The organism is Nitrobacter vulgaris (assembly GCF_031453995.1).
GTDB lineage: Bacteria > Pseudomonadota > Alphaproteobacteria > Rhizobiales > Xanthobacteraceae > Nitrobacter > Nitrobacter vulgaris.
In genome coordinates this window covers 89443-104566 of sequence record NZ_JAVDPZ010000003.1, presented here as the reverse complement: position 1 = coordinate 104566, position 15124 = coordinate 89443, and the positions used below count along the sequence as shown (strand labels likewise).

Genomic DNA, 15124 nt, shown 5'->3' with positions numbered 1-15124 from the left:
GTTCTCATTCCGCGGCACGGGCGGACATCATCGCTCCGGATCGTCAGTGCGACCGTGCCAGGCAGAACGCGACGACTTGTTCCAGCGCGCTCTTCATCGGCGATGGCGGAAACAGCGCTAGCGCATCGACCGCCATCGCGCCGTAGTGCTGAGCGCGATTGAGGGTATCCTCCAGCGCGCGATGCTTGGTCATCAGCCCGATGGCGTAATTGAGGTCGGAGTCGCCTATCTTGCCTTCCTCGAGCGCCCGCACCCAGAATTCGCGCTCGACATCGTTGCCGCGCCGGAACGCCAGCACGACCGGCAAGGTGATCTTGCCTTCGCGGAAATCATCGCCGACATTCTTGCCGAGCTTCGCCGACTTTCCTCCGTAATCAAGCACGTCATCGACAAGCTGGAAGGCGATGCCGAGGTTCATGCCGAAGCTTGCAGCCGCCGTTTCCTCAGCCTTTGGACGGCCGCCGAGCACCGGACCGACCTCGCAGGCGGCGGCGAATAGCTCGGCTGTCTTGCCGCGGATGACCGCGAGGTATTCGTCCTCCGTTGTGGCGGTATTCTTCGCCGCCGCAAGCTGCATGACTTCTCCCTCGGCGATGGTGGCTGCCGCCGAAGACAGGATGTCGAGCGCGCGTAGCGAGCCGACCTCGACCATCATTCGGAACGCCTGCCCAAGCAGGAAATCGCCGACGAGAACGCTGGCCTCGTTGCCCCACACCATGCGGGCCGAGAGCTTGCCGCGGCGCAGCTCGCTTTCGTCGACCACGTCGTCGTGCAGCAGTGTCGCGGTGTGCATGAATTCCACCGAAGCCGCGAGCTTGACGTGACCTTCACCGGAATAACCGGCGAGATTGGCCATCGCCAGCGTTAGCATCGGGCGCAGCCGCTTGCCGCCAGACGAGATCAGGTGGGTGGCGACATCGGGGATCATCGTGACTTCGGACCCGGTCCGCGACAGGATGGTGGCGTTGACGCGCTCCATGTCGGCGGCGACGAGTTCGACGAGTTGGTCAATGGAGCCTGTCGAGTGACTTTCGAAGGGGACGATGACCGCCAAGCATGGATCTCCGGTTTGCGAAATTCGTCTCATTCCAACCGCTGCACCATAGAAAGTGCCGGTCGACCCGGCAAGCGCAGGTAGTGGTTGACATGGAGGTGTTGACATGGGCCACAGGGGCGTGAAGCTGGTTACGCCGGAGAACGTGACGTTGCGGGAATTGGTTCGAACCAACGATCTGGTGTTGGTGTCGGCGATCGGCGCGTTGCTGGACGGCGCCGGGATTTTTCACCTGGTGCTGGATCAGAACATGAGCGTGATCGAGGGGTCGCTCGGGGTGCTGCCCCGCCGCATTCTGGTGAATGAGGATGACAATCGCGCGGCGCGACAGCTTCTCACCGAGGCCGGGCTTGCTCACGAGTTACGCCCCGATGACCGACAATCGACCTGACGTCGGAGAGGATGCGTTTCTCGGCGGACGGCTGCGGTTGTATCAGCCTTCGTCCGGCCATCGCGCCGGCCACGACGCCATGCTGCTCGCCGCCGCCACGCCGGGCAGGCCCGGCGATCGTATCGTCGATTTCGGAGCGGGCGTGGGTGCTGCCGGGCTCGCGGTGGCAACGCGGATCGACAACGTCGATCTGGTGCTGGTTGAGCGCGACGAAACCCTTGCCGTTCTGGCGCGCCGAAACGCGGTTCTCAACAGCCTCGCGGCGCGCGTCTGCACCCTCGATATCACAGCGGAGGCGGAGACGTTCGCACGTGTCGGTCTTGGTCCCGACACCGCCGATGTGGTATTGATGAATCCTCCCTTCAACGATGCCGTACGGCACCGGCCGTCGCCGGACCAGGGTCGTCGCGCGGCACATGTCGCGGAACCGTCGGGTCTGGACATCTGGACTCACGCGGCGCGGCGTATGCTGAAATCCGGGGGCGTGCTCAGCCTGATCTGGCGCAGCGACGGTCTGGCCGAGGTGCTTAGCGCGCTTGATCGCGGCTTCGGCGATATCGCGATCCGGCCCGTGCATCCGGACCCCCGCAAGCCCGCGATCCGCGTTCTGGTTCGCGCGGTCAAGGGGAGCCGGGCGCCGCTCAGACTTTGCCCGGATTTGATGCTCAGCGATGAGATGGGCCGTCCCACCAGAGAGGCTCAGGTTGTTCTCGTGGGCGGTCAGGCTCTTGCGTCCACGGGGCTCCGGTGAAACGGCGGTGCCGAAGGCGCGGTGTCCCTCCGCCCGTCCATTGCAGAGGAGCGCTGGCTGCCTCGCGCGGACTTGACGCGAATTGTCGCAAGAAGGCTACCGGTGAGTGCCTCGGGTAGATAGATGCTATCTTCATCTTAATCAGGCGATTGGATGATGACGAATTGCCGAGGGAAACGCCATGAGCGGACGGATAAAAGCAGCGCTGATAAAACTGGTTCCCAAGCGATGGCAGCGCGGGGCGGTGGTGCCGGTGGTGCGGTTGTCCGGCGTGATCGGCGCGGTCACGCCGCTCAAGCCTGGCATGACGCTCGCCGGCGTCGCCAAAACGCTGGAGCGGGCGTTTGCGGTGGACAACGCCAAAGCGGTGGCGCTGGTGGTCAATTCGCCGGGCGGTTCGCCGGTTCAGTCGCGCCAGATTTACCTGCGTATCCGGCAGCTCGCGCAGGAGAAAGAGCTTCCGGTGCTGGTCTTCGTCGAGGACGTCGCCGCCTCGGGCGGTTACATGATCGCCTGTGCGGGGGACGAGATTTTTTGCGATCCCTCTTCGATCCTGGGTTCGATCGGTGTGGTCGGCAGCAGCTTCGGCTTCACCGAACTGATCAGGAAAATCGGGGTTGAGCGAAGGCTGTATACGGCAGGCGAACACAAGGCGACGCTCGATCCCTTTCTTCCGGAAAACCCCGACGACGTGGGGCGGCTGAAGGCGATCCAGCGCGAGATCCACGCGACCTTCATCGAACTGGTGAAGGCAAGCCGCGGGGAGCGGCTGAAGGGAACGGACGACCTTTTGTTCACCGGAGAATACTGGGCCGGCGAGCGATCGGTCGCGCTCGGCCTTGCGGATGCGGTCGGCGATCTCCGCTCGACGCTGCGGGATCGGTTCGGCGATAAGGTCAGCACGCCGCTGATAGCGCCTTCGACCGGTCTGCTATCGGGGCTGTTTGGCCGCAAGGCGGGAGCTGGAACGACGACCTCGTTTGATGGCATCGCGGGGCTGCCGGACGGGTTGATTTCCGCCCTCGAGACCCGGGCAATCTGGGCTAGGTTCGGATTTTAGGCCGCCGGAGGGCATGCCGAACTCCGGTGTCATCAATTTGAAAACATCGATTGCGGGAACGATCAGGTTGCGCAAGAATATGGGCAATTGGGGGCCGACAACGAAGGAAGAGGATCGACCGATGCCGCCGCTGATTGCACTTGCAGCTACTCTGGGTGGACTAGTTGTGGTCCGCTGGTTCTACAACACCGCCAAGCGGATCAATCAGGAGCTCGAGGAAGCACGGATGACTCGCGTGGCCGAGCCCGTGCGCCGCGATATCCCGACGCTGCGGCGCGATCACACCGGCGCCTATCGGCCTGACTAGGATTCTGCGACACCCCTGGAGGTCGCCGGACTCGTGCCGGTCGCGGGTGGATCCCGTTAACCCTCAGCGGTAAGTGCTCGTCGTCGCCTTGATTTGAGGAACGCGCGCCGATACGGTCGCGTCGCGTAGACCCATTTCGCGAATTCCCAAAAAGACGATGGACTCCTTGCCTCCGCATATGCGCCCGGAACGCTCGTTCCAGGGCCTGATCCTGACCTTGCAACGCTATTGGGCGGACCACGGTTGCGTCATCCTGCAGCCCTACGACATGGAAGTGGGGGCGGGCACCTTTCATCCGGCGACCACGCTTCGCGCGCTGGGTCCGAAGCGCTGGAACGCGGCCTATGTGCAGCCCTCGCGCCGCCCCAAGGACGGCCGCTACGGCGAGAATCCCAACCGCCTGCAGCACTATTATCAGTTTCAGGTCATCCTCAAGCCGTCGCCGTCTGACATCCAGGACCTCTACCTGAAATCGCTCGCCGCGATCGGTGTCGACAGCGCGCTGCACGACATTCGCTTTGTCGAGGACGACTGGGAAAGCCCGACGCTGGGGGCGTGGGGGCTCGGCTGGGAGTGCTGGTGCGACGGCATGGAAGTCAGTCAGTTCACCTATTTCCAGCAGGTGGCCGGCGTCGAATGCGCGCCGGTGGCGGGCGAACTCACCTACGGGCTTGAACGGCTGGCGATGTACGTGCAAGGCGTCGACCGCGTCTACGATCTCAATTTCAATGGCCGCGAGGGCGCGGAGAAAGTCACTTACGGCGACGTATTCCTTCAGGCCGAGCAGGAATATTCGCGGCACAATTTCGAGCATTCCGATGCCGAGATGTTGTTCAAGCAATTCTCGATGGCGGAAGAGGCTTGCAAGAAATATCTCGACGCGGGCTGGCAGGATGATCCAAAGCAGCCCGGCAAGCGCGAAGCGCATCTGATGGCGCTGCCCGCCTATGACCAGTGCATCAAGGCGAGCCATGTCTTCAATCTGCTCGACGCGCGCGGCGTGATCTCGGTGACCGAGCGGCAAAGCTATATCCTGCGCGTACGCGAACTGGCGAAAGCCTGCGGCGAGGCGTGGCTGCATACCGAAGCTGGCGGCGTCTGAACAATGCCTGATCTTCTGCTCGAACTTTTCTCCGAGGAAATTCCCGCGCGCATGCAGGCGAAGGCGGCGGACGATCTGCGCAGGATGGTCACCGACAAGCTCGTGGCCGAGGGCCTCGTCTATGAGGGCGCGAAAGCCTTCGTCACGCCGCGTCGCCTCGCACTCACCGTGCACGGCATTCCGGCGCGCCAGCCCGATCTTAAGGACGAGCGCAAGGGGCCGAAGGTCGGTGCGCCCGACGCCGCCGTGCAGGGATTTCTGAAAGCCGCTGGGCTGAAATCGCTCGAGGAAGCCAAAATCCAGCGCGATCCGAAGAAGGGCGATTTCTACGTCGCGCTGATCGAAAAGCCGGGACGACCTGCGATCGATGTGCTGGCGGAATTCCTGCCCGTGATCGTGCGCACCTTCCCGTGGCCGAAGCAGATGCGCTGGGGCGAGCGTTCGGCGAAACCCGGCGCGCTGACCTGGGTTCGGCCGCTGCATTCCATCATCGCGACCTTCGGCATGGAGACCGAAGAGCCCGACATCGTGCGGTTCGACGTGGCCGGCATCGAAGCTGGACAGACCACGCGCGGTCACAGATTCATGGCGCCGGGCGAATTCGGCGTGCGCCGCTTCGACGATTACGAGGCGAAGCTGCACGATGCGAAGGTCGTGCTCGATCCGCAGCGCCGCAAGGACATTATCCTCGCCGACGCGAAAGAACTGGCGTTCGCGCAAGGCTATGAGCTGGTCGAGGATCAGGTGTTGCTCGATGAGGTGTCCGGCCTTGTCGAATGGCCTGTGGTGCTGATGGGCTCGTTCGATAAGGAATTCTTGTCGATACCGGGCGAAGTGATCCGCGCCACCATCCGCAACAACCAGAAGTGCTTTGTCGTCAACGATCCCAAAACGGGAAATCTCGCTAACAAGTTCATTCTCGTCGCCAACATCGAGGCCTCGGACGGCGGCAAGGCCATCGTCGCCGGTAATGAGCGCGTGATCCGCGCGCGGCTGGCGGATGCGAAATTCTTCTACGAGACCGACCTGAAAACGAAGCTTGAAGACCGGCTGCCGAAGTTCGATCAGATTGTGTTTCACGAAAAGCTAGGCACGCAGGCGGAGCGCATCGCGCGCATCGAGCGGCTGGCGGCCGAGATCGCGCCGCTTGTCGTGCCAACCGCGCAAAGCGCGGAAAAAGAAAAGCTCGTTGAGAAGGCGAAGCGCGCCGCGCGACTGTGCAAGACCGATTTGCTCACCGAGGTCGTTGGCGAATTTCCCGAGCTGCAGGGCCTGATGGGGAAATACTACGCGCAGGCCGCTGGCGAGGATGCTTCGGTCGCTGCCGCGTGCGAGGAGCACTACAAACCGCAGGGTCCGGCCGACCGGGTGCCTAGTGATTCTGTATCGATTGCGGTGGCGCTCGCCGACAAGATCGACACGCTGGTCGGCTTCTGGGCGATCGACGAAAAGCCGACGGGATCGAAAGACCCCTATGCGTTGCGAAGAGCAGCGTTGGGGGCAACTCGCATTTTGTTGCAAAACAACATTAGGCTCAACTTAAAGAAGGCCATTGACGTCGCATACAATCATCTGGACAAGAATTTTCGTGGCCCCTCTGAAATTCTAAGTGTTGACGACACGAGAGAAGACCTTGTTGAATTTTTTGCTGACCGCCTGTCCGGTGTTTTGAAAGAACAAGGCGCGCGACATGATCTCGTTAGTGCAGCACTGCATGTTGGCGTCAGATTTATCGCTGCAAATGAGCCAGTATATGAACAGGACGATCTTCTGATGGTCGTTCGCCGCGTCGAAGCGCTCGGAAAATTCCTCGATACCGACGACGGCAAGAACCTGCTCGCGGGCACCAAGCGCGCGTCAAATATTCTGGCCATCGAGGAGAAGAAGGACAAGCGCAGCTTCGACGGCGCGCCGGATGCCTCGCTCTACAAGCTCGAAGAAGAGAAGGCGCTTGCCGCGGCCATCAACGATGTGAAACGTGAGGCGAGCGCTGCTGTTGCGAACGAAGACTTTGCCGCCGCCATGTCCGCGATGGCGAAACTGCGGCCCGCGGTCGATGCCTTCTTCGAGAAGGTGAAGGTCAACGACGACGACGCGAAGATCCGTGAGAACCGCCTCAAGCTGCTCAACGAGATTCGCGCGGCCACGCGTACGGTCGCGGATTTCTCGAAGATACAGGATTGACGCGCAGCATTCGGCCGTCACGATAAACCGAAGGCCCGTCCCAGGGTACCGGACGGGCCTTCGACCGCGTGACCTCGAAATCGTCGTTGTCGCGCGGACCGATACCCGCGCGACGCACTTTTCGTTATCTGCTTAGCGGATTAATCGATCACCTGCATGATGCGCCGCGTGCGCGGCTCGATCAGCACGGTTTCGCCATTCACCACGGTGTAGCGATAAGGCGTTGCGCCGAAACGCTGCGGTACGTCGTAAAGGGTCACGCCTTCTTCGGCCAGGACCGTGCCGACTGCGATGCGTTGGGAAACGGTATAAGATGGCACGCGCTCGGTTACGACGTATTCGCGAAACGCCGGGCGTTGCTCGATTGTAATTCCCCCGTCGGCGCTCACTTCGACCGGCTGGGTGACGACCACATCAGTCGAGGGTGCCGCGCCGATCGTGGTGCCTTGCGCATGAGCGCTGTATCCTGCGCCGAGCGCAGTTATCAGCGTGGCAAAAGCCACAGCGGTATTCCGCATGGTAGCCTCCATTGAGGTCGGACGCGCTTTTTTACGCCGTCCGTTCGACGTCATGCCAATTCAGTTCGCCAGCGATCGTTCCGCGCGCAAGTTTGGCATTTCGGGGGCGGGTTTGTGGCGCGGCAAAAGACGAAAGTGAGGTGAAACTCGCCGGAATCTCAGACCATGCTGTCAAGAAGCGCCAGCGGCGGATAGAGTTTCTGCGATTCGCAAACAGCATCGGTGGAGGTTTCTTAATGGTCATCACGGCAGCGCATATCCAGCCTATCGTGGCGTTGGTCGCGGGCGTCTTGATCCTGCTGATGCCGCGTTTTCTCAATCTGCTCGTTGCCATCTATCTCATCTTCGTCGGCCTTTCCGGCCTCGGCGTGTTCAAGATGCTGCATTTCTAACTTCTTCGAATACCCACCCGATTGATGCCCTTCGCTGCGGTGAACGCGCGCAATCGTCGCCACGTCAGCGACGTTGAGGTCGGCCGGCTGCGAAGGTGAAAGGCTTTGAGGGGAGGCTGTACAGATGCCGATTGATGCGGCGCGCCGCAGAGCCAGCACGCTCTCTGTATCGCCGAACAGAGCCCAAAGCGATCACGGCGCTCCCGAAGGGCTTATCGTACAAAGCCGCTTGCCTTGCCTTCTGAATGGGTGTTCAGTTTTTCAGCGAGCATGTTCGCGGACTTCGTAGCGGTTTGAAGATGCTGATCTCGCGCCGCTCTTGATTGCGGGGCGAGGGGACTTGGAACCCGCATGGTGTATCGGCGGACTCAGCAGGTCATGAAGCGTCTCGCGGCGCGCCGCCGCGCTATTCTGACGGCCGCGCGGGATATAGCCAGCACTGGGGGAATGGCGGCGGTGCAGATCGCGCCGGTCGCGCTGCGTGCCGATGTCGCCGCCGGGACGGTCTATCGTTACTTTCCGTCGAAGGCCGATCTGATTTCCGAACTGATCGTGGAGATAGCGCAGGATGAGCTGACGGCAATACGCGGTGCCGCTGATGCCGCGCCGGGGCCATCCTCGGCGCTTGCGGCTGCCATCGCCACCGTCGCCGTGCATATGGTCTCACACAGGAAGCTCGCCTGGGGCATTCTGGCTGAACCGGTCGATGTAGATGTATCCGCGACCCAGTTGGCTAGCCGCCGCGAAATCGCTGGCGAGATTGAAGCGCGCATCATAGCTGCGGTGAGTGCCGGACATCTGCCGCAGCAAGATACGTCGCTCGCGGCGACCGCGCTGCTTGGTGCGCTGCATGAAGCCCTGGTGGGTCCGCTCGCGCCGGATAACTTCGATGATCAGGCGACGCTGCGTGATGTGGTGCAGACTGCGACCTTGCTGGCGCTGCGTGCGGTCGGTGTGGCGGATGCGCGCGCGCGGGGTCTTGTGGTGCAGGCAGCCCTGCCGGCAAGAATGCCGGCAGGGGAGTAAGGCGGACTGAAGTCTGCGTTACTTCGCCTTGACCTTGCCATCCTTGTCGAACTGCGACACGTAGGCCCAGAGGTTGTCGAGTTCGCTTTCCTTCTTGATGCCGGCAAACGTCATCTTGGTGCCCGGAACCTTGGCCTTCGGGTCCTTGATGTACTCCTTGAACTGCGCCTCATTCCAGGTGATGCCAGAATTCTTGTTGGCATCCGAATAGGCATAGCCTTCAACGGAGCCGGAATGGCGCCCGTCCAGGCCGTTGAGTTCCGGACCGACCTTGTTCTTTGCACCTTCGCCAATGGCATGACATGCCATGCACTTGTTGAAGGCTGCCTTTCCGGCTTCCACGTCTCCAGCGGACGAGGTGCCCACGCTTGCAAGCGTAATGCCGAGAACAGTCAGTGCGGAGATGGCGAAGGTTTTCATGGAGACCTCTTGAGTCCTTGTGGGGGCTTCAGGCTGAAGCTGATGGGGATTGGCCGCCTCCCTGAAAGGGAAGGGGTGTTGATGGCTCTGTGGCTTCGCAGATCATTAAACCTATGATTACGAGCCGCAGAACCGGACGATAACACCGATCTTAGAACGATTCGAGTATGATTTGGTTCCAAACGTGCTTCGAGTGCCACAGCCTGCCTATAACGCGATGGTACCATCTGCTTCGGTCGAGGTTTGAGTTAGCCTACACAACACGGGCAAAATATGGTTGATTTAGAAGGTCTTGTGGCGATCGGCGCAACCCGGTCGCGCGATAGCGGAGCGCCTGCCGATGACCATCATGATGCCCGCCCCGGATCAGATGGTGCTCGATCGCCGCGACGCCATTGTCCGGGATTTCCGTGAAATCGTGCCGGGCGAGGGCGTCATTTCCAGCGCGGCGGAAATGTTGCCGTATGAATCGGATGCTTTGACCGCTTATCGTCAGCCGCCGATGGTGGTGGTATTGCCGGAAACCACGGCGCAGGTGTCGCGCGTTCTGAAATACTGCTTCGATCACGGCATCAAGGTGGTGCCGCGCGGCTCCGGCACCTCGCTGTCGGGTGGAGCGTTGCCGTTGGCCGACGCGGTGCTCCTCGGCCTCAGCAAGTTCAAGCGCATCCGTGAGATCGATTTCGACAACCGTGTTGTCGTCACCGAGCCCGGCGTCACCAACCTCGCGATCAGCCAAGCGGTGGCCCATGCCGGGTTCTACTACGCGCCGGATCCCTCATCGCAGATCGCCTGCTCGATCGGTGGCAACATCGCGGAAAATTCCGGCGGTGTTCACTGTCTGAAGTACGGCATGACAACCAACAACGTGCTCGGCTGCGAGCTTGTGCTGATGTCTGGCGAAGTCCTGCGCATCGGCGGCAAGACGCCCGAGCAGGCGGGTTATGATCTGATGGGCATCATCACCGGGTCCGAAGGTTTGCTCGGCGTCGTCACCGAGGTCACCGTCCGCATTCTGCGGAAGCCGGAAACCGCGCGGGCGCTGATGGTCGGATTCTCGCAGGTGGAAGCGGCGGGTGAATGCGTGGCGCGGGTCATCGGCGCCGGCATCATTCCCGGCGGCATGGAGATGATGGACAGGCCGGCGATCCACGCCGCCGAAGCCTTCGTCAACGCCGGTTATCCGCTCGACGTCGAGGCGCTGCTGATCATCGAGCTTGACGGTTCTTCAATCGAGGTTGACGAACTCATCAGGCGCGTTGAGGCCATCGCGCTCGGCTGCGGATCGACGACCTGCCGGATTTCCGGTTCGGAAGCGGAGCGCGACCTGTTCTGGGCCGGCCGCAAGGCGGCGTTTCCGGCAGTAGGCCGCATCTCGCCCGACTATCTCTGCATGGACGGCACCATTCCGCGCGGAGCGCTGCCGCGGGCGCTGGCGCGCATTCGCGATCTCGGCGAGAAGTACGGCCTCGGCGTGGCCAACGTCTTCCATGCCGGCGACGGCAATCTTCATCCGCTCATCCTGTACGATGCCAACAAGCCCGGTGAGATGGACAAGGCGGAGGCGTTCGGCGCAGACATTCTGCGCTGCTGCGTCGAACTCGGCGGCGTTCTGACCGGCGAGCATGGCGTCGGCATCGAGAAGCGAGACCTGATGCCGCACATGTTCAGCGAAGTCGATCTCAACCAGCAGCAGCGGCTGAAATGCGCGTTCGACGCCCAGGGTCTTCTCAATCCAGGCAAGGTGTTTCCGACGCTGCACCGCTGCGCCGAACTCGGCCGCGTTCATGTGCACGGCGGCAAGCTGCCGTTTCCGGATCTGCCGAGATTTTGATGATAAGGCGACGTCCTATCCGCATGCTCCGTCATGCCCGGCACTCGGGTCTGGCTTCGCCGGCCCGAGCACAGGCCCATTGCGCCGGGCATCCACGTTTTACTGCGGACCAAGACGGGGATGGCCGGGAGGAGCCCGGGCATGCCGGCCATGACAGCTCCGCCGCATTGAGGCAGCCGTGAACATCCTGCACATACGCGACGCCGCAGACGTTGAGGCCGCGGTGCGTACCGCCCTCGCGGGCGAACAGCCGCTTGAGATTATCGGGCACGGATCGAAGCGGTCGATCGGCCATGTGATGATGACCAACGCGGTGCTCGATGTGTCGGCGCTGAATGCGGTGACCTGCTACGAGCCGAGCGAACTCATCATTACGGTGCAGGCCGGCGCACCGTTGGATGAGGTGCTGTCGCTGCTCGATTCCAAGAATCAGGAGTTTGCGTTTGAGCCGATGAATACTGCCGTGTTGTTAGACTCCCGGTCTGGACGAGGGACCATCGGCGGCATGATTGGCGCCGGGTTAGCCGGACCGCGCCGTATCAAGGCCGGTGGCGTGCGGGACCATCTGCTCGGCGCTCACGCGGTTTCCGGCTTCGGCGACAGTTTCAAGGCCGGGGGCAGGGTGGTGAAGAACGTCACCGGCTATGATCTCTGTAAGTTGCTGGCCGGATCGTGGGGCACGCTGGCGATCATGACCGAGGTGACGCTCAAGGTGATGCCGAAGGCGGAGGCCGAGCGCACGTTGGTGTTGCGCGGGCTTGATGACCTCGCCGCCAACCGAGCAATGACGGCCGCGCTGGGTTCTCCCTACGACGTTTCGGGGGCGGCGCACGCGCCGTACTCAGCTCTCAAGGCATCGCGAGGCGCGCTGGCCGGTCTTGCATCCATGGGACAGGCTGCGACGTTGTTGCGGCTGGAGGGCATCGCCGCCTCCGTCGTTCATCGCGGAGCGGCGCTTGCAGCTGACCTTGCGTCTTTCGGCGCGGCCGAATTTGTTGAGAACGCTGAATCGGCGGCGCTGTGGCGCGAGATTCGGGACGTTGCGCCCTTCGCGGCTGATGGCCCACTGGGCGCTTGGCCGGTGTGGAGGATCGTCTGTCCTCCGGCATCCGGGGGAGTCTTCGGACAGACGCTGACGCGTGAGACCGGCGGCGAGGTGATCTACGACTGGGCTGGCGGATTGCTCTGGGCGGCGCTGCCGCCGTCGGTCGATGCACATGCCGCATCGCTGCGTCGTCGGCTCGCTCCGCTCGGCGGGCACGCGACCCTGCTGCGGGCCGACGAGGGATTGCGCCGAACTGTCGATGTGTTTCATCCGCAGGCAAAAGGCGTCGCAGCGCTGGCCGAGCGGGTGCGGCAGAGCTTCGACCCCAAAAGCATTTTTAATCGCGGCAGGCTGACGCGGACGCCGATCTGATGAAAACCGAATTCACGCCCGCTCAACTGAGCGATTCTGACATTGCCGAGGCGGACAAGATCCTCCGTAAGTGCGTCCATTGCGGATTCTGCACGGCGACGTGCCCGACCTATGTGTTGCTCGGCGACGAACTCGATAGCCCACGCGGCCGGATTTACCTGATCAAGCAGATGCTCGAAAAGAACGAGCCACCAACGGCTGAGGTCGTCAAACACATCGATCGCTGTCTATCGTGTCTTGCCTGCATGACGACCTGCCCCTCCGGGGTCAATTACATGCACCTGGTGGATCAGGCGCGTGTCAAAATCGAGAAGGAGTATGCGCGCCCGGTTTCCGAACGGCTGCTTCGAGCCGTTCTCGCTTTCGTGCTGCCGCGGCCGAGAATCTTTCGGGTCAGCATGACCCTTGCGCGCTTCGGGCGGCCATTCGCAGCCCTGCTGCCGGGCTCGAAGGGGGGCGTGACGCCGACGTTGCTGCACAGGATCAAGGCGATGTTGGCGCTCGCGCCCGCGTCGCTGCCCTCTCCCGGAGCGGCTGCGGGAAGTGTGTTTCCAGCGACGGGTATGAGGCGTGGCCGCGTCGCTCTGCTGCAAGGCTGCGCCCAGCAGGTGCTGGCGCCGCGCATCAACGAGGCCGCGATCCGCCTGTTAACCCGTCACGGCGTCGAAGTGGTGCTGGTGGCGGACGAGCAGTGTTGTGGCGCGCTGACACATCACATGGGCGACGATCGGGACGCCCTGGCGCGTGCGCGGGCCAACATCAGAGCCTGGACCCGCGAAGCGGAACGGGATGGTCTCGATGCCATCCTGGTCACGACCTCTGGCTGCGGCACCGTCATCAAGGATTACGGTTACCTGCTGCGGGAGGACCGCGACTTCGCCGGGCCTGCCGCGAAGGTCTCAGGCTTGGCCAAGGATATCACAGAGTATGTCGCCAGCCTCGACCTGCCGCCGCCGCCGAGCCGCAGCGAGCTTGTCATCGCTTATCACTCCGCCTGTTCGCTTCAGCATGGCCAGAAAATCACGCAGCTTCCGAAAGATTTGCTTTTCAAGAATGGATTCGTAGTGAAAGATATACCCGAGGGTCATTTGTGTTGCGGTTCGGCGGGGACATACAACATTCTCCAGCCTGACATTGCGGGCCGACTGCGCGACCGAAAGGTCGCCAACATCGCAAGCGTCAAGCCGGACATGATTGCCGCCGGAAACATCGGGTGCATGATTCAGATTGCCGGCGGAACGTCGGTCCCTGTTGTTCACACGATTGAACTTCTCGATTGGGCGACGGGCGGCCCCCGGCCAGGACTGAATTGATCGGCGGCAACAGGAGGATCACGATGGCTAAGAAAGCTAAGAAATCCAGCAAGGCGAAGGGCGTTAAGGCCAAGAAGAGCAAGAAGAAGGCCGTAGCGGCGAACAAGAAATCCACGAAGAAGTCCGCAAAGAAGTCTGGCAAGAAGGCGGCGAAGACGGCTTCAAAAAAGAAGTCCGTGAAGAAGAAGTCGGCAAAGAAATCAGCGAAAAAATCCGCCAGAAAATCTCCAGGGAAATCCACCAAAAAATCCGCCAAGAAGTCAGCCAAGCGATCCACCGGTAAATCCGCAAGGAAGCCGGCGGCGAAGCGCAGGGCCTCGACGAAAAAGGCAGTGGCCAAGCGCGCCGCGCCAAAGCCCACCCCTGTGCCGGACACGAGCTGGGCGATGGCTGAGCCTGCGGCTCCGTCCTATGGCCATACGGATCAAACCCCCGGGTCGGGAGAGGACGGCACTTAAAGCAGATGAGGTTGGTTGAACCGACCGCCTCGTCATTGCGAGCCGGGGACCGATTAATTGGTTTGCGCCGGTTTGCGCGTCAAGCGAGACAATCCAGAGGTTGAAGAAAAAGCTGGGTTGCTTCGTTGGCGTTGGGATGCCGCCACACGTCGCCATCGGCCGGCTCGCAATGACGTTGATCAAGCCTCAACGCACTATAGCATTTTCGAGCGAAGTGGATGCCGGCTCGTGTGAAGAAAACGCGTCAAAAAGCTCTTAGCATGATCCCAACCCGAAGAGCCGAGCAAAGTGGAAATCGGTTTCGAGAAGATCGCGCTCGATCCCAAAGATGACGAGAGGCTGATTCCAGTCCGTTCAACTTGTAGAACGGCGACTGGTTCTATCAGTCTCAGCTCGTTCAATGAGGGCAGATGGCTGCAAGGTTTGGGTTCGTGTTGGGTGTGGTCCTGGTCGCGCTGGGAGCCGCCGGCGCGTGGCCGGCGTCGGCGCAGGATGGATTTCCGTTCGGTTTCGAGATGACGCTGGATGCATCGCCGCAGCCCGGTTCGAAGCGGGTGCCATCGCTGGACATTGACGACAGTGGCGGGGTCAAGCTCGAATTGTGGTGCAAAGGCGGGAGAGGCCAGTTTTCGGTTGCCGGCAACACCGTCATCTTCGCGGCCGGTCCGCTGGAGGATCGCTCCTGTCCGCCGGAGAAAGCTCAGGCCGATGACGATTTGACTGCGGCGCTTTCCGCTGCCGTGACCTGGGAGCGACAGGACGATGAGATCTCGTTTGTCGGACCGACCACGCTGCGCTTTCATCTCAATACAAACTAGAGCGTTTTCAAGCGAAGTGGATCCGGTTCGCGTGAAGAAAACGCGTCACAAAGGTAGAGTCCTTGCACCGTTTCCGTGA

General features: G+C 61.8%; 16 protein-coding genes. 13 read left to right on the top strand and 3 right to left on the bottom strand.

What is annotated here, in order from left to right; genetic code table 11:
• Window positions 1-43: 43 nt before the first annotated feature.
• The gene (locus GGQ85_RS02630) at window positions 44-1054 is read right to left on the bottom strand and encodes a polyprenyl synthetase family protein (RefSeq protein WP_079447604.1); all 1011 of its coding nucleotides are present in this window, start codon (window positions 1052-1054) and stop codon (window positions 44-46) included.
• A 151-nt stretch (window positions 1055-1205) separates the two neighbouring features.
• Between GGQ85_RS02630 and GGQ85_RS02625 the strand changes: the two genes are divergently transcribed.
• The 6 genes from GGQ85_RS02625 (at window position 1206) to glyS (ending at window position 6849) form a co-directional block, all read left to right on the top strand.
• Entirely contained in the window at window positions 1206-1445 is a 240-nt protein-coding gene (locus tag GGQ85_RS02625; protein WP_079447704.1) for a putative signal transducing protein, read from the top strand.
• Window positions 1426-2196: a tRNA1(Val) (adenine(37)-N6)-methyltransferase gene (locus GGQ85_RS02620; RefSeq protein WP_309773251.1), complete on the top strand. Its 771-nt coding sequence runs from the start codon at window positions 1426-1428 to the stop codon at window positions 2194-2196. Before GGQ85_RS02625 ends, GGQ85_RS02620 begins: the two co-directional genes overlap by 20 nt.
• A 181-nt stretch (window positions 2197-2377) precedes the next feature.
• Window positions 2378-3256, top strand: coding sequence for a S49 family peptidase (locus tag GGQ85_RS02615; RefSeq protein WP_309773250.1), 879 nt, complete (start codon window positions 2378-2380; stop codon window positions 3254-3256).
• A gap of 121 nt (window positions 3257-3377) precedes the next feature.
• Window positions 3378-3563: a hypothetical protein gene (locus GGQ85_RS02610; RefSeq protein ID WP_079447703.1), complete on the top strand. Its 186-nt coding sequence runs from the start codon at window positions 3378-3380 to the stop codon at window positions 3561-3563.
• A gap of 157 nt (window positions 3564-3720) precedes the next feature.
• Entirely contained in the window at window positions 3721-4665 is a 945-nt protein-coding gene (locus tag GGQ85_RS02605; protein WP_309773249.1) for a glycine--tRNA ligase subunit alpha, read from the top strand.
• Between the two features lie 3 nt (window positions 4666-4668).
• On the top strand, window positions 4669-6849 hold the full coding sequence (gene glyS / locus GGQ85_RS02600; protein WP_309773248.1) for a glycine--tRNA ligase subunit beta: 2181 nt from the start codon (window positions 4669-4671) through the stop codon (window positions 6847-6849).
• A gap of 140 nt (window positions 6850-6989) precedes the next feature.
• Here the strand turns inward: glyS and GGQ85_RS02595 are convergent, their stop codons facing one another.
• A complete protein-coding gene (locus tag GGQ85_RS02595; RefSeq protein ID WP_309773247.1) occupies window positions 6990-7367 on the bottom strand; it encodes a DUF1236 domain-containing protein in 378 nt (125 codons plus the stop codon).
• Window positions 7368-7603: 236 nt separating this feature from the next.
• Here GGQ85_RS02595 and GGQ85_RS02590 point away from each other — a divergent pair, with 236 nt between their 5' ends.
• Window positions 7604-7759, top strand: coding sequence for a DUF3096 domain-containing protein (locus tag GGQ85_RS02590; RefSeq protein ID WP_079447701.1), 156 nt, complete (start codon window positions 7604-7606; stop codon window positions 7757-7759).
• Window positions 7760-8110: 351 nt separating this feature from the next.
• Window positions 8111-8785 carry a TetR/AcrR family transcriptional regulator gene (locus tag GGQ85_RS02585; protein ID WP_309773246.1) on the top strand — a complete coding sequence of 225 codons (675 nt, stop codon included), beginning with the start codon at window positions 8111-8113 and terminating at the stop codon, window positions 8783-8785.
• A gap of 18 nt (window positions 8786-8803) precedes the next feature.
• Here the strand turns inward: GGQ85_RS02585 and cycA are convergent, their stop codons facing one another.
• Window positions 8804-9205, bottom strand: a complete 402-nt coding sequence (gene cycA / locus GGQ85_RS02580; RefSeq protein ID WP_079447598.1) for a cytochrome c-550 CycA — start codon at window positions 9203-9205, stop codon at window positions 8804-8806.
• 340 nt (window positions 9206-9545) lie between these two features.
• Between cycA and GGQ85_RS02575 the strand changes: the two genes are divergently transcribed.
• The 5 genes from GGQ85_RS02575 (at window position 9546) to GGQ85_RS02555 (ending at window position 15045) form a co-directional block, all read left to right on the top strand.
• Window positions 9546-11039: an FAD-linked oxidase C-terminal domain-containing protein gene (locus GGQ85_RS02575; RefSeq protein WP_309773245.1), complete on the top strand. Its 1494-nt coding sequence runs from the start codon at window positions 9546-9548 to the stop codon at window positions 11037-11039.
• Between the two features lie 178 nt (window positions 11040-11217).
• Window positions 11218-12456 carry an FAD-binding protein gene (locus GGQ85_RS02570; protein WP_309773244.1) on the top strand — a complete coding sequence of 413 codons (1239 nt, stop codon included), beginning with the start codon at window positions 11218-11220 and terminating at the stop codon, window positions 12454-12456.
• Window positions 12456-13769 carry a glycolate oxidase subunit GlcF gene (glcF, locus tag GGQ85_RS02565; RefSeq protein ID WP_079447596.1) on the top strand — a complete coding sequence of 438 codons (1314 nt, stop codon included), beginning with the start codon at window positions 12456-12458 and terminating at the stop codon, window positions 13767-13769. The genes GGQ85_RS02570 and glcF overlap by 1 nt, the downstream gene beginning before the upstream one ends.
• 23 nt (window positions 13770-13792) lie before the next feature.
• Window positions 13793-14227 carry a hypothetical protein gene (locus GGQ85_RS02560; RefSeq protein ID WP_309773243.1) on the top strand — a complete coding sequence of 145 codons (435 nt, stop codon included), beginning with the start codon at window positions 13793-13795 and terminating at the stop codon, window positions 14225-14227.
• A 410-nt stretch (window positions 14228-14637) separates the two neighbouring features.
• On the top strand, window positions 14638-15045 hold the full coding sequence (locus GGQ85_RS02555; RefSeq protein ID WP_309773242.1) for an META domain-containing protein: 408 nt from the start codon (window positions 14638-14640) through the stop codon (window positions 15043-15045).
• Window positions 15046-15124: the final 79 nt, after the last annotated feature.

Coding starts and splice junctions, on each gene's coding strand:
- GGQ85_RS02620 (WP_309773251.1), top strand. CDS start 1,426: ATGACCGACAATCGACCTGACGTCGGAGAGGATGCGTTTCTCGGCGGA.
- GGQ85_RS02615 (WP_309773250.1), top strand. CDS start 2,378: ATGAGCGGACGGATAAAAGCAGCGCTGATAAAACTGGTTCCCAAGCGA.
- GGQ85_RS02610 (WP_079447703.1), top strand. CDS start 3,378: ATGCCGCCGCTGATTGCACTTGCAGCTACTCTGGGTGGACTAGTTGTG.
- GGQ85_RS02605 (WP_309773249.1), top strand. CDS start 3,721: ATGGACTCCTTGCCTCCGCATATGCGCCCGGAACGCTCGTTCCAGGGC.
- glyS (WP_309773248.1), top strand. CDS start 4,669: ATGCCTGATCTTCTGCTCGAACTTTTCTCCGAGGAAATTCCCGCGCGC.
- GGQ85_RS02595 (WP_309773247.1), bottom strand. CDS start 7,367: ATGCGGAATACCGCTGTGGCTTTTGCCACGCTGATAACTGCGCTCGGC.
- GGQ85_RS02590 (WP_079447701.1), top strand. CDS start 7,604: ATGGTCATCACGGCAGCGCATATCCAGCCTATCGTGGCGTTGGTCGCG.
- GGQ85_RS02585 (WP_309773246.1), top strand. CDS start 8,111: ATGGTGTATCGGCGGACTCAGCAGGTCATGAAGCGTCTCGCGGCGCGC.
- cycA (WP_079447598.1), bottom strand. CDS start 9,205: ATGAAAACCTTCGCCATCTCCGCACTGACTGTTCTCGGCATTACGCTT.
- GGQ85_RS02575 (WP_309773245.1), top strand. CDS start 9,546: ATGACCATCATGATGCCCGCCCCGGATCAGATGGTGCTCGATCGCCGC.
- glcF (WP_079447596.1), top strand. CDS start 12,456: ATGAAAACCGAATTCACGCCCGCTCAACTGAGCGATTCTGACATTGCC.
- GGQ85_RS02560 (WP_309773243.1), top strand. CDS start 13,793: ATGGCTAAGAAAGCTAAGAAATCCAGCAAGGCGAAGGGCGTTAAGGCC.
- GGQ85_RS02555 (WP_309773242.1), top strand. CDS start 14,638: ATGGCTGCAAGGTTTGGGTTCGTGTTGGGTGTGGTCCTGGTCGCGCTG.